The 12022-nt window shown below is 59.5% G+C and carries 12 protein-coding genes and 6 pseudogenes; 13 read left to right on the top strand and 5 right to left on the bottom strand.

The window, feature by feature from the left end:
• Window positions 1-311: 311 nt before the first annotated feature.
• Genes AC0L3C_RS32820 through AC0L3C_RS32830 form a run of 3 tightly spaced genes read left to right on the top strand, consistent with a single transcriptional unit; the run spans window position 312 to window position 2056 of the window.
• Complete coding sequence (locus AC0L3C_RS32820; protein WP_231188961.1) at window positions 312-599, top strand: helix-turn-helix domain-containing protein; 288 nt, start codon at window positions 312-314, stop codon at window positions 597-599.
• A complete protein-coding gene (locus tag AC0L3C_RS32825) occupies window positions 596-1879 on the top strand; it encodes a type II toxin-antitoxin system HipA family toxin (RefSeq protein ID WP_473410043.1) in 1284 nt (427 codons plus the stop codon). The genes AC0L3C_RS32820 and AC0L3C_RS32825 overlap by 4 nt, the downstream gene beginning before the upstream one ends.
• Before the next feature lie 24 nt (window positions 1880-1903).
• The gene (locus tag AC0L3C_RS32830) at window positions 1904-2056 is read left to right on the top strand and encodes a hypothetical protein (protein WP_473410044.1); all 153 of its coding nucleotides are present in this window, start codon (window positions 1904-1906) and stop codon (window positions 2054-2056) included.
• Window positions 2057-2700: 644 nt separating this feature from the next.
• On the opposite strand, the pseudogene AC0L3C_RS32835 reads toward AC0L3C_RS32830, so the two are convergent.
• From AC0L3C_RS32835 to AC0L3C_RS32845, 3 genes and pseudogenes are all read right to left on the bottom strand, one after another.
• A pseudogene (locus AC0L3C_RS32835) lies at window positions 2701-2921 on the bottom strand (hypothetical protein).
• A 2-nt stretch (window positions 2922-2923) separates the two neighbouring features.
• Window positions 2924-3145 (bottom strand): hypothetical protein, encoded by a 222-nt coding sequence (locus tag AC0L3C_RS32840; RefSeq protein WP_473410045.1) that lies wholly within the window; start codon window positions 3143-3145, stop codon window positions 2924-2926.
• Between the two features lie 77 nt (window positions 3146-3222).
• Window positions 3223-3486 carry a hypothetical protein gene (locus AC0L3C_RS32845; RefSeq protein ID WP_473410046.1) on the bottom strand — a complete coding sequence of 88 codons (264 nt, stop codon included), beginning with the start codon at window positions 3484-3486 and terminating at the stop codon, window positions 3223-3225.
• 882 nt (window positions 3487-4368) lie between these two features.
• Between AC0L3C_RS32845 and AC0L3C_RS32850 the strand changes: the two genes are divergently transcribed.
• The 7 genes and pseudogenes from AC0L3C_RS32850 to AC0L3C_RS32880 all read left to right on the top strand — a co-directional run.
• A complete protein-coding gene (locus tag AC0L3C_RS32850) occupies window positions 4369-4590 on the top strand; it encodes a hypothetical protein (protein WP_473410047.1) in 222 nt (73 codons plus the stop codon).
• Between the two features lie 1261 nt (window positions 4591-5851).
• Window positions 5852-6157: an ISAzo13-like element transposase-related protein gene (locus AC0L3C_RS32855; protein ID WP_473410048.1), complete on the top strand. Its 306-nt coding sequence runs from the start codon at window positions 5852-5854 to the stop codon at window positions 6155-6157.
• A gap of 10 nt (window positions 6158-6167) precedes the next feature.
• Window positions 6168-6257: pseudogene (locus tag AC0L3C_RS32860) on the top strand (hypothetical protein); the annotation flags it as partial.
• A gap of 88 nt (window positions 6258-6345) precedes the next feature.
• A complete protein-coding gene (locus tag AC0L3C_RS32865) occupies window positions 6346-6654 on the top strand; it encodes an ISAzo13-like element transposase-related protein (protein ID WP_473410049.1) in 309 nt (102 codons plus the stop codon).
• A 52-nt stretch (window positions 6655-6706) separates the two neighbouring features.
• Window positions 6707-7069, top strand: coding sequence for a hypothetical protein (locus AC0L3C_RS32870; RefSeq protein WP_473410065.1), 363 nt, complete (start codon window positions 6707-6709; stop codon window positions 7067-7069).
• Window positions 7041-7243: pseudogene (locus AC0L3C_RS32875) on the top strand (DDE-type integrase/transposase/recombinase); the annotation flags it as partial. The gene AC0L3C_RS32870 and the pseudogene AC0L3C_RS32875, both read left to right, overlap by 29 nt.
• Before the next feature lie 62 nt (window positions 7244-7305).
• A pseudogene (locus AC0L3C_RS32880) lies at window positions 7306-7791 on the top strand (helix-turn-helix domain-containing protein); the annotation flags it as partial.
• Window positions 7792-8056: 265 nt separating this feature from the next.
• Here the strand turns inward: AC0L3C_RS32880 and istA are convergent.
• Window positions 8057-9328 (bottom strand): annotated as a pseudogene (gene istA, locus AC0L3C_RS32885) (IS21 family transposase); the annotation flags it as partial.
• A gap of 175 nt (window positions 9329-9503) precedes the next feature.
• On the opposite strand from istA, the pseudogene AC0L3C_RS32890 reads away from it, so the two are divergent.
• The 3 genes and pseudogenes from AC0L3C_RS32890 to AC0L3C_RS32900 all read left to right on the top strand — a co-directional run.
• Window positions 9504-10121 (top strand): annotated as a pseudogene (locus tag AC0L3C_RS32890) (IS30 family transposase); the annotation flags it as partial.
• A 509-nt stretch (window positions 10122-10630) separates the two neighbouring features.
• A complete protein-coding gene (locus AC0L3C_RS32895; protein ID WP_473410050.1) occupies window positions 10631-10996 on the top strand; it encodes a hypothetical protein in 366 nt (121 codons plus the stop codon).
• A gap of 15 nt (window positions 10997-11011) precedes the next feature.
• Complete coding sequence (locus AC0L3C_RS32900; RefSeq protein WP_473410051.1) at window positions 11012-11410, top strand: helix-turn-helix domain-containing protein; 399 nt, start codon at window positions 11012-11014, stop codon at window positions 11408-11410.
• Window positions 11411-11815: 405 nt separating this feature from the next.
• Here the strand turns inward: AC0L3C_RS32900 and AC0L3C_RS32905 are convergent, their stop codons facing one another.
• Window positions 11816-11989 (bottom strand): hypothetical protein, encoded by a 174-nt coding sequence (locus AC0L3C_RS32905; protein WP_473410052.1) that lies wholly within the window; start codon window positions 11987-11989, stop codon window positions 11816-11818.
• Window positions 11990-12022 lie beyond the last annotated feature (33 nt).

The following is a 12022-nucleotide window of genomic DNA, read 5'->3' on the forward strand; positions in this document are numbered from 1 at the left end:
GCCCCTCATCTGCGTTCTCATTGTAGGGGCGGTCCATCCCGGGTATCGAACCCTTATGCGATTGCCTGAACGGCGCCCGAGAACATGCCGTGCAGCGGTCTCAGGACGTAGTGCTCCCCGTAGCGCTGCAGCGGTATAGTCGTTCCGGAACACGCCATATCGCCGCAAATGCGGACTACCTGCTTCGAATAGTTGGGCACTAAGTCAGCATTTGATGACATTCAACTTTGTCATCGATCGCTGACATTCAGAAATTGTCAACGAACGCCGACTTATGCTAAAGTAAGCGAACGTAGACATTTGGATGTCCCATGCTCATACGCACACCTGCCGAACTCGGCGCCATCCTTCGCGACCGGCGCAAGAAGCTCAAACTCGATCAATCGACGTTTGCCAAGAGCATTGGCGTCAGCCGCCAATGGGTGATCGAGGTTGAGCACGGTCACCCGCGCGCTGAGCTCGGGCTGATCCTTCGCGCCCTCGACGCCCTGGACATCCGCCTGGATGCGGGCACCGAACAAACGCCAGCCCGCGGGACCACCAGGCCAGCCGTCGATATCAACGCCATCGTGGCCAAGGCCAGGAAAAAAAGGGCATGACGAGCGAACTTGTTGCTCTGCTCGATGATCGGGAAATCGGCCGCGTGCGCAATGACGCCCGCGGCCGGCTCACCCTTGTCTATGACAAGGACTGGCGCCGGGCCGAGGGAGCCTATCCGCTATCGCTGTCCATGCCGCTCGCGGCCGAAGAGCACGGTCCTTCCGCCGTGCAGGCCTTCCTCTGGGGACTCCTGCCCGACAACGAGCGCGTGCTGGAAAGGTGGGCCCGAAGATTTCAGGTGTCCGCGCGCAACGTGTTTGCCCTTATTTCCCATGTCGGCGAGGACTGCGCGGGTGCCGTTCAGTTCGTCACGCCCGATCGGCTGGGCGCCTTGCGAAGCGGGGCCGAAGATCAGGTCGAATGGCTTGATGAGACGGCGATCGCCAAACGCCTGCAAACCTTACGCGAGGATCACGCCGCCTGGCGATTGCCGCGCGATACCGGACAATTCAGCCTTGCGGGTGCTCAACCCAAAACCGCCTTGCTTCTGCAAAAAGGCAAGTGGGGAATTCCCTCTGGGCGCATTCCGACCACGCATATCCTCAAACCGCCGACCGGCCATTTCGATGGGCACGCGGAAAATGAACATATCTGCCTCATACTTGCGCGCAGTCTCGGTCTGCCCGTCGCCGACACCCAGGTGATGCGTTTCGGAAAGGAAATCGCCATTGTCATCGAGCGCTACGACCGGCAGTTCAGTGGGAACGAGATCGTCCGTGTCCACCAGGAAGATATCTGCCAGGCGCTCGGCATCCTGCCGACCATGAAGTATCAAAACGATGGCGGACCAAGCCCTGCCGATGTGATCGAGCTTTTGCGCACCTACTCCACGGATCGGGTCGCCGACGTTGACACGTTTGTCGACGCGCTAGGCTTCAATTGGCTGATCGCGGGTACGGATGCGCATGCCAAGAATTATTCGCTGCTGCTGGCCGGAGGCCCTCATGTACGGCTCGCCCCGCTCTACGACATCGCCAGCATTCTTCCCTACGATGACGTCGATCTTCAGAAGATCAAGCTCGCGATGAAAATCGGCGGTGACTACAAGCTCAGCCAGATTAGTTTGCGCGATTGGCAGAAGTTCGCGCGCGAAACGCGGCTCGATCCTGACAAGGTGATCACCGGACTGATTGCCATGGCCGAGCAGCTTCCCGATATTGTAGCCGCTGTACGGAAGCAAGCCCGGAAAGACGGATTGGACAATGCCATCATCGGGCCTCTCGCCGAGCACCTGATCGCAAGAGCCGGGCAATGCCGTCGACTCCTCGGTGAGGCATAGGTTCCGGCGACCGCCGCCAGCAGCATGATCGACATGTCGTTGACGATGCCAATGATGATCATCATCGGCAGCACCAGCATCAGCACCACAGTGATCGGCATGCCGATGTCGATGTCGACATCGACGATGTCAGTGGGTGCTCGCCATCCGTGGCAGCCGCGTAGTCGCTGCGGGTAGCATCACCATACGGGCATGTCCTTCAAAGCTCCGACGGACAGCGATTTCTCCTCTGCGGGCTTTTCTATTCGGCAGGACGCTCGTAGGTCCTCTTTTTGACGCGGCCCCAAATCAATGACGTTTAGGCGTCTCGCCCGCTTAGGGGCGCCGGATTAGCCAGGTCCGAAGATCAAATAGAGCAGGATCACGGCCACGGCGACTGTCCAGCCGATCGACGTAGCGACAGCCCATACTTGCATCGGCATCGGATGGCCCTCCCGATGAAAGCTAACGAAGAGGCCGCTGGCGCTGGACAGCGACCTCTTGGACCCGCCTCAAAATGTCTTCGAGATAAAAACCCTTACCCCGGGTCGCTACAATCAAACGCCCGACTCGCCACCCTGTGAAGTCAAAACCGATTCGAGGGCCAATGGAACAATTGTGACGTTGCGAGAGCGACACACCTAACAAGCTAGGCCGGTACTGGTGAAGAGTTCTGACCGGGGCGGAAGCCAACCAATTAGCCAGAGATAATGTGTGAAACTGCCTGGCGCATAAGCCGGGAATAATTTGTGGGCTATTTCACAATGCTGATATTTGAAGTGGGGTAGATAAGCGTTCGCCGCCCGTCGGGGCTGGGCCGCAGGCGACGACGGCGGACCGTCCTACTGTTGAGGATTGCCGATGTCGAGCGCGCCTAGACGGTAATCTTCGCCCAGCGATTGGTCGGTCGTCGGCCGGGCAGTCAAGGTGAATGAGCGTCGGGGTAGCGGGCCCACACCTCAATGTCCTCTGAAGTAACGGTTAGATATCCGAAGAAGCACTTGTATCGACCCGGCTCCGTTACCCGGCCGATTTTGTCCCAATTGATCTTGTTAACGCGCATCGCTAGCTCCACTCTTTCTCGGGCGGCGAGCCGGGCGGAGCTTTAAGTTCTTCGAGGCCGGCTTCGATCACCGCCAATTCCTCTTGGATTGCTTTGGCCGCGTTTTCTGGGGTGATGCCCGACACGGCTTCCAACTGGGCGAGCACCTTGCGCCGATGCGCCAGCAAGTCGACTAGAGCCCGTCGGTCCCGCAGTTTCACGTAGCCGGTGACGATCAATTCCATGGCTTTTGACACCTTCGTCGTTTCCCACCGGTTTGCGGGTTATCGGGGGCGGCTAAGTTCTGTCAGACCGGCTGCGGTCATACGATATTCGACACCTTCGCCGGTTGAGCGTCGCTCCATCCATCCGTTTCGTAAAAGAGCGAGCGTTGTTCCGGGGTGATCGGGAAGCTTCGAAGAAGACACCCAATCGCGGTCACGAAGAGGGTCGAGCATTTGCCGGTGATACTGATAAAAAGCGGCCTGCGCGGGCGTTCGGTTTCCATGGCCCGTTTGTTGCCATCGCATTGTTTACGATCAATTACGGATCGGGAACAGCCGGCAATCTTTTCTAAGTGGTTCATGGATATTGTTCTGCGGCATGGATCACGAGGACGCATCTGCTTGGTTCGTTCCGGCTCTCAGGCGAAGCTACGCTCGTCTAGCAGCGGGGATGACGCGCGGTAATCGCGCGCCTGAGCCCAGCCGCTTGCCGGAGCCGCCGCGCTCAGAGCGGCCAGGTCGCTTTCCCGACACTCGCCGGCGGCCAGTGCCGCCGCGCATTTAGGCATTGCAGGCATCGCGAATGACGAAGCACATCTACGCGTCCGTGATTGCCGGACGAAGAGGAGCGGAATTGCTCTCGCTCTTTGGCGCAGGTGCCATAGCTGAGGAGGGCGGCGAACGGCGAGGCCGCACCCGCCAAGCGGTCGACGCTCGCTTGCAGCGCTTTCAAAAACAGCGGGGGCGAGCGAGTAGGACGAGTGGGAAATTCTTTGCTCAGTTACTAGAGTATCGTCCGTTCGCCCGGCTGAAGTAACCCTCAACCGATACATCGAAGATTCAATTGCATCCGCTTCAAAAGGCACCAAGCTGTAAGTGATCGCATTGAGGTCGACGGATGACCAGCCCGACTGATGACGAATTGCGCGCCGCTGTCACCGCCGCCATTGAGCAGTGGAAGACTTCGCGCCAGCTTCCCACCTGTCGCCGAACGATTGTGAGACGTTGAACAAGTTGATCATCACCGGACTTCAGACCGTACTGTTCCAGCGTGCGAAGGTCTTCGACAAGCGCTAAACACCGGCGGAATTCGACGACACGATCTTTGATTGAAGCATGGCCAGAAAGCCCGCGTTCATCCAAGCAAAGCCGATCGAGCAGAAAGGCGGCGCATCACAAGGGTCGAACGCTGCCAATCGCCGTGGTTGCAATGCTAAATGGTCTTCCGACTGACTTGGGGCCGCATGGTTAAGGCATTTCGCAATATGGTCATGGCACTTACTTTTGTAGGAGTTGCCGGCTGTAACATGTTTTGGAATTTCATGAATGACTATATGGCCTGCGGCCTTGCGCTGGCGGCATCAGTTGCAGCCGGCTTTTGCCTTGAGCGCATCTTCATCGAGCGGTCCCGTCGGGAGATGATCCGTCTCCACGGCGCGGACTGGCATTCCACCGAGAACCTTTAGCTCGGCTCATGAGCGTCACCCGTCGCACGCTCGTCGTTTTCATCATCCGATTGTTCGCATTCGACTGGAGGGCTTAGGTCCGATGATCAAACTCGTCCTCCATTCCGGTTCGCTCGCATGGAGCGCCTGCGAGAGCTGCTTGAACGGGACTACGAGATGGCAGTTGATCCGAATGCGGGCGTGAGCACCACGAAGCTGGTGAGACCCGATCCGCCAATGCTCGATGCAGGTTTGATACTCGGTCCTGATCCAGGAGGGTGCGAGCCGGGTCCTTCGTTGTGAGCCATACGAGCGCTACGGCACCGCAACCGGTCAATACGCCCGAGTAGCATCACGATCTGGAAGGGCGATGACCATAAGCCGACCCCGAGGTAGCGGGATGCGAAAGCGAACTCCCCGGCTCCGTTAGTCCTTACCGCCTTACAATGTTGCCAGAGGGGTTCGTCGTAGTCGTCACAATCGCCGCTAGCGATGTAGTCAAGAGGGGCGATCCGAACCAAGTCGGGCGCGAGGTTCAACGGCAACAGCTGGAGGAGAACCAGTGCACGAGCTGGCAACCTGATGGCTAGGGCGGACCACGAATTTTGGGTTGTTAGTATTAGCGCGTACCCAGGCTGTGCCCCAATCTTTTCGGGGCACACATGAGGGGAATGAAAACCGCTAAGTGTCTGTAACCAGTGTAAAAAACGAACCTTGGACCTCTCCCGTGGGAAATTTGCGGAAGGCGCGATTGAGCGCGCTGCGCGGAATGCGCCCGCCATCGTCGGTTCTCGTATACTGTGGGTAAGCCTGACGACACCGGGACAGAGCGCGACGGCGTCAAGGTGTTCGTCATCGACAATAAGGGCCCGTCCATAAACAACTGAGCCATAGTTGCCACAGATCGCGAGGATTGTTTGCGCAGGATTCACGATGATGAGTCGCGCGACGTATCGTCGTGGGATGATCCGAGCCGTTCAGGCGCGCGCCGCGCGGAAGCGCTATCGGGAGATGGTCCCTGTTCTGAATGAACAGAGCCTCCGGCGCTTTGTCGCCCTGGAGGCGAAAGCGCTGGGACACGGCGGGGTCAGCTTGATGTCCGGATCAGCGGATTGGCGCGGTCGACGATTTATCATGGACTTTCTGACATTCGCGACAACGTGGCGGTTCCGGCTGGACGCGTCCGTAAGGCGGGCGGCGGGCACAAGAAGAAGTCATCCCGGGATCCAACCCTCGCGGCCAATCTCAAGCGTCTGGTCGAACGGTGACGCGGGGCGATACGATGCAGCCATTATCGTCGACGACCCGCAGCCTGCGTAACCTCGTGACCGAGCTGGCGAAGGAGGGTCATAAGGTTCGCCCGACTGTTGTCAGCGAGCTTCTGCGCGGCATGGGCTACAGCCTGCAAGCGAACAACAAGACCCGAGAAGGCGGCCAACACATCGATCGCGACGCGCAGTTTCAATACATCAACCCGCAGGCCACCTGGCGGCGAACGAACCGGTCATATCGGTCGACACGAAGAAGAAGGAACTGGTACGCAATTTCAAGAACAACGCCGGGAATGGCGTCGCCAAGGCAGGCCTGAGCTCGTCAACATTCAAGACTTTATCGATCCCAAGCTAAACCGCGCCGTGCGGTACCGCATGTACGGCATTATCAATAATGTCGGCTGGGTCAGAGTCGGCACGGACCACGACACCGCCAGCTTCGCGGTCAATGCGATCCGCCGATGGTGGCGGACGATAGAAGTGTCATCCGACAGCCAAACGCCCGATGATCACGGCCGACGCCGGCGGCAGCAACGGGATCTCGTGTGCGCCTGTGGCAGGTCGATCTACAAAAACTGGCGGAGAGCTCAAGTTGCCGATCACGGTTTGCCACCTGCCGCGCGGCACCAGCAAGTGGAACAAGATCGAGCATCGTCTCTTCTCCTTCATCACCATCAACTGGCGGGGAAAGCCACTGCGTAGCTATCGCACGATCGTCCAGCTGATCGCCTCGACGACAACAGATGCCGGCCTCAGGTGTGCGCCGAGCTGGACGAAAGGAAATATCTCGCCGATTGGGGCTATCTCACGATGACCTGGGCAAGTCGCGGCGTACGTCGCTGCAAGGGCCGGAATACATGCGCCTGATGCGCAAGAGGACCAAGCAGGCTAGCGTCACCACTTTAGATCATAGTCCTGCGCTCGAACTGCTCGTGGACGACAATGGCGCCGTTGCTGGCGCCAGCGGCCTGCGCCGGCAGAAGCATGATTGCTGGACCGTGCGCGCCGAGGCGGTCGTAATTGCGACCGGCGGCGGTGCGCTCCTTAGCATGATCCTGCGATCGAATGTTCTGACCGGCGATGGCTGTCTGATGGCAGCGCAGGTCGAGCGGATGATGCAACGACACGGTATCCGCGCCACGATGGCGCCGCCGCGCCGGGTGATCGCACCGAAACCTGATCGCACGCGAGGTCACGGCGGATGCTCCGAACCGCGTCTGGCTCGCTGATATCACCTACATCCCGACCGCGGAGGGCTGTACCTCGCGGCCGTCATGGACCTGTTCAGCCGAACGATCGTCGGCTGGGCCATGCGGGATCATATGCAGGTCGAACTCGCATCCGCAGCCTTGACGATGGCGACCCAGCAGCAACGGCCCCAGGGCGGGTTGATCCATCACTCCCGATCGCGGTGTGCAGGGCGGATTCAGACGGTCGTCGCAACACTCGGAGTTTGGAGGTTGCGATGAACGTTGTAATGCGTCGAGGACGAGCCCCCTTGCCATCGCCAGGACGGCCCTCCGTTGCAGGGCGCAATGAACAGAACAAATTTTGGCGAGCGATTGGCGCTGGAGCGAAGCTGCTGCACTCGAAGCCGCATTGTCAGAACCTGTCGGAAGTAAATTATTCCGAAAGGCGGGCGGCATGCCACCAGCGATGTTCAGAACTTCGGCAAAGGCGCTCTCCGAGCGGTACCTCTCGTTGATTGAGCGCGAGGAGATCGCAGTTCTCAAGGTGCAGGGCCATTCTATACAGGAGATTGGACGTCGCCTGCGGCGGGCTGCTTCGACAGTCTTCTGTGAACTGCGGCGCGATGCAGCCACCCGCGGCGGCGACTTGGGCTATCGGGCATGAGCCGACCAAGCTTACGCTCAATGCAACCTTGCGCACTTCTGTGGAGGAGAGACTTGCTGGCGGCGTCGTTGCCCCGAGCGGCGCTCCCGTTCCCGGTTATAGCGCGACAATCTGGATGGGAAGCGCGCGACAATCAGGATGGCGAGTCGGTGTCGCGGCGAGGTGATGATTGCCGCGATGATTGTCGCGCGCAAGAGTTTTGTTCGCTTTGATTGTCGCGGAGCGTCAATCAGCGAGTGTTTTTGGTGTCGCGTGCGAGGATGGTCGCCCTGGACCACGCTTCCGCTCGAGCGCGGTGCGCCTGCGATAGCTTTCGACGTTCATCTCGACGATGGTGGCGTGGTGAACGAGGCGATCGATGGCGGGAGCCGTTCGCGCAAGCAATCGAAGGTTCGGCGATAGGCATCGCGCGGGAACAGCCGATCACGGTAGACGAGATTGAGCAGCGCCATTGGCTTGCGCGGCAAGGAATGGATCACGTGCCGATAATCGACGACCTGGTCGTGCTTGCCGTTGGGATGCGGCCGCCCACGCGGCAGGGTGACGAGATGGGCGCCGCCGACGAACACGTCGAGACGATCGTCGTAAAGGCGCACCCGCAGTTGGTGCCCGATCAAACGCGACGGCACGGTGTAGAACACCTTGCGCAAGGTGAAGCCGCCGCTTGACGTCACGCGGACAATCACCTCCTCGTAGTCCGAGGTGCGGCGATCTGGCAACGCCTGCAGGGTGGCGCGCTCGTGGTCGATGCGCCTGGAGTTGCGGGCATTACGGCGGCTGACGATTTCGTCGATGAAGCCGCGATAGGCGGCGAGATCATCGAAGTCGGCAGTGCCGCGCAACAGCAGCGCATCGGCAATCGTCCGCTTGAGATGACCATGCGAGCTCTCGATCGCCCCGTTCTCGTGGGCGATGCCGCGATTGTTGCGGGAAGGCCGCATGCCGTAGTGGGCGCAGAGGTCCTCGTACCGCCTGGTCAGATCGTCCCTCGCATTGCGATCGAGATTGCAGAAGGCGGCCGACAGGCTGTCGGTCCGATGCTCCCGGGGTATCCCACCGAGCGACCACAGGGCATTCTGCAGCCCTTCGGCCAATGCGACGAAGCTCTCGCCACCGAGCACCACATGGGCGTGTTCAAACCCGCAATAGGCCAACCGGAAGTGATACAGACGATGATCGAGCGGCACGCCAGCGATGGCGACCCCAAGCTCGCCCATATCGGTGAAGTCGGACAGGCCGACCTGGCCCACTTCGTGGGTCTGGCGGAAGATGACCTCCTGCTCCTCGCCGTGGATCGCCCGCCAGGCGCGGATCCGGCGCTCGAGCGTGCGGCGGATTCCAGCCCCCAGCTCAGGATGGCGTCGGAGCATCTCCTCGAAGATGGCCACGGGCCGCACGCCGGGAGCCGCCTTCAGCATCGGCACGACCTCCAGGCCGAAGACGTTGGCCAAGGGATCCGGCCGGCGCCTTCGCCGCGGTGACTTCTTTTGGGACGGAAGGCGCAGATCCTTCTCGAGCCGATAAGCCGTCGACGAACTGAACGACGCCTTCGCGGCCGCCTCTGGCGGCGAATTGGTTTGACGGAACTTCATGTAGAGCCTCATCTGGTGATCGGTGACATGGCAGCCTGGCAACGGGTGATTCCTCTTTGGCGAGAAGAACCATCCATCACCGGCCAGCCGCGATCACCAGACGGCGCGGTCCGCGCGGAGCGCGCCATCGCCGGCTCGTAACTCCGGTCGGGCTACGCCCTCCCTGCGTCACGAGCCCGGCGAAGCTTTCTCATCCTGATTGACGCTGCACTTCCATCCTGGTTGCCGCGCCGCCCCCGGTCCCGCCGTTCCGTGGAAGGGTCGCCGGCATGGCCCGCGCAAGGATCGGCGGTGGGCCAAAGCCTGGAGCCCTGAGCAGATTGCTCGACGCTTGCCGATCGACTTCCCGGACGACAAGACGATGGGCATCAGCCACGAAGCTATCTATCAAGCTCTCTTCGTTCAGGGCCGCGGCGCGCTCCGCCGCGAGCTGACGGCCTGCTTGCGAACCGGGCGTGCGTTACGGATGCCTAGGGCACGCGTAGGCAGGCGAGGCAAGGGCTTTGTCTGCCCGGAGATCATGATCAGTGAGCGCCGTGCTGAAGCTGCCGATCGAGCAGTCCGGGACATTGCGAGGGAGACCTCATCCTCGGTGTTGGCAGCTCAGCAACGGCACGCTAGTCGAGCGCACGACGCGCTTCACGATGCTATTGCACCTTCCCGGTTGGCGGGCATGGCGAAGCTCCGCGGGTGAAAACGGACCTGCGCTCGCTGGACACGGGGCCGAAGCCGTGCGCGACCCTATCACGCGCACCGTGAGCTGCGTCGCTCGGTAACCTGGGATCAGGGAGCCGAAATGGCTCAGCACGATCGTCTCAAGATCGATGCGGGTATCCCGCCTAACGGTTCGGCCGTCATCGGCCGCCTCGGCGAATCTTCTGAGCAGCAAAAAATGCATCCGATCAAGCCCGCCGCCGCGCCCGCCAGGGCATGCGAGTCGTTATTGGCTCCGCCGATTGTGTCTGCAGTGCCGAGAAGCGACTCATGCTCTTCTTCTACAGGTCTTCTCAATTCATGGGCTCTCTTTTGCCCGTTCTTGGTCTTTTCGATCATGCCGCGCCGGCTGTTGAAGGTCCGATGTTAGAAGCGAAGCGAACGTTAGGGTTCCGATTCCGCTGTAAATATATGACCATTGGTAAAGTCCCGGCAGGACTGCGACCCAACGGTCATGAGCGCCGGAAGTGTGTCGTTCGCCCGGTAAAATCCCTTATTCTGAGGCTTCCCGGTCTTCACCGTTCCAGTCTGCGCGTTATAGTTGCATCATGTCGTCGACTGCATTTATAGCTTCTTTTTTTCCAACATTCTCCGTTGATCGGGGTTGACAGAATATAAGGAATTCCCTATATGCTTATTTCGTTCGAGGATCCCGGATTGGGAGACGCGGCTGATGAGTTGGAGCAGCTTGGGCACAATTTCGCTTGCGAGATCCTGCTCTACCTGCAGAAAGTCCACAGCGGATCGGTGGATAGCAGGGATCTGTTGCCCTTCTATACGTATAGAGGCGTGGAGATGTTCCATGCTTCCGCGGCGGCTAAGTTTGCGATCTTTGCTGTCGAAATTGATGATGATGGCGATGTGACGGTAACGCTAATGCTCGCGGCTGAGCATGGCGTGCCGATGTACGCTGGAGGGTCTTCCTGGAATGGCGGCGATTATAACGCTTTGAAGACCGGAATACTGAATGCGCGAGCTTCAGTTTGGTTCGTATGAAGAGTGGAGGCTGCAATGGTCAAACTCAAAATCGACAAAAGTCACAAACGTAGAGTGCGAGCCGTTGCTGAGGTTAGCAGTAAGGGGCGTGGTCGTTCGCTTGCTGATCTGGTCGAAAGAATCGAAAGAGCTGATGCAAGCCTTGCAGCTGAAAAGGAACTGTCGAGTGCGGCAATGCGTGCTGGGGAACTAGTTCGGGCCATGCGCAAGGATGCCAGATTCTCTCAGTCACAATTGGCGGATAAGTTGGGCATTAGCCAGGCTCGAATTAGCGAAATCGAATCGGGAGTCGGGACCCAGGGGCCAACTTGGGATCTGATGGAACGAATTTCGGTTGCATGCGGCAAGACGCTTGGCGTTGCTGCCTCTAGCGATGACCTAGAACTCGCGGCGCACATGCCAATGGCTGTGTAGTCTGATCCGTCGATGAGAGCCTGAGATACATGGCGTACTCTTGGTGGGACGCTCTCAAAGACGTGCTCGGCGCCGCGAGTCCAGTATGTATCGCCGTGCCGTGGTTCAGAGATTTTTGGCTGCGCGCTCACAGATTGAAACTCGAGCGAGTCGAGGCAACAGGACGGCTTGGGAGGCTGAAGGCGTCTGTCGAAGGTTCCATCCGTCAGAAAATTGAGTCCCCCAAGCTGGCCGACATAGTGTGGACCACACTTGGGCTAGTGCTAATGTTCATAAGCTTCTTGATTGCCATCATTCGAGGCCTCGCTGATCTCTTGGGCGGAACTTAATGCAGCGTTCCCCAATGAAGCGTGCGTTCAGAACATTGGTCGGCATCTGCGCGCGGTAGTTGTTGCGGCATGATTCTCACCAAAGCCAGAACTGCGCTAAGCCAATGATAGCTCCGCGGGCCAGGCTGACGCGAACATGCAACCAGAAGGCCGCGTGGTGTAGATCGCCAATCAGATGCGCCAGCAAGAACAGCGCTTCAGCTTTGGTGGCGACATTGAAGGCCGACGGGGAGGGGCGTTTCAACAGCACGGCGACCGCAGCATCAATTGGGGCTACGATGTC

Source organism: Bradyrhizobium sp. WSM4872 (assembly GCF_055811715.1).

Excerpts from the sequence above, each read along its gene's own strand:
- AC0L3C_RS32820 (WP_231188961.1), top strand. The coding sequence starts at position 312 with ATGCTCATACGCACACCTGCCGAACTCGGCGCCATCCTTCGCGACCGG.
- AC0L3C_RS32825 (WP_473410043.1), top strand. The coding sequence starts at position 596 with ATGACGAGCGAACTTGTTGCTCTGCTCGATGATCGGGAAATCGGCCGC.
- AC0L3C_RS32830 (WP_473410044.1), top strand. The coding sequence starts at position 1,904 with ATGATCGACATGTCGTTGACGATGCCAATGATGATCATCATCGGCAGC.
- AC0L3C_RS32840 (WP_473410045.1), bottom strand. The coding sequence starts at position 3,145 with ATGGAATTGATCGTCACCGGCTACGTGAAACTGCGGGACCGACGGGCT.
- AC0L3C_RS32845 (WP_473410046.1), bottom strand. The coding sequence starts at position 3,486 with ATGAACCACTTAGAAAAGATTGCCGGCTGTTCCCGATCCGTAATTGAT.
- AC0L3C_RS32850 (WP_473410047.1), top strand. The coding sequence starts at position 4,369 with ATGGTTAAGGCATTTCGCAATATGGTCATGGCACTTACTTTTGTAGGA.
- AC0L3C_RS32855 (WP_473410048.1), top strand. The coding sequence starts at position 5,852 with ATGCAGCCATTATCGTCGACGACCCGCAGCCTGCGTAACCTCGTGACC.
- AC0L3C_RS32865 (WP_473410049.1), top strand. The coding sequence starts at position 6,346 with ATGATCACGGCCGACGCCGGCGGCAGCAACGGGATCTCGTGTGCGCCT.
- AC0L3C_RS32870 (WP_473410065.1), top strand. The coding sequence starts at position 6,707 with ATGCGCAAGAGGACCAAGCAGGCTAGCGTCACCACTTTAGATCATAGT.
- AC0L3C_RS32895 (WP_473410050.1), top strand. The coding sequence starts at position 10,631 with ATGCTTATTTCGTTCGAGGATCCCGGATTGGGAGACGCGGCTGATGAG.
- AC0L3C_RS32900 (WP_473410051.1), top strand. The coding sequence starts at position 11,012 with ATGGTCAAACTCAAAATCGACAAAAGTCACAAACGTAGAGTGCGAGCC.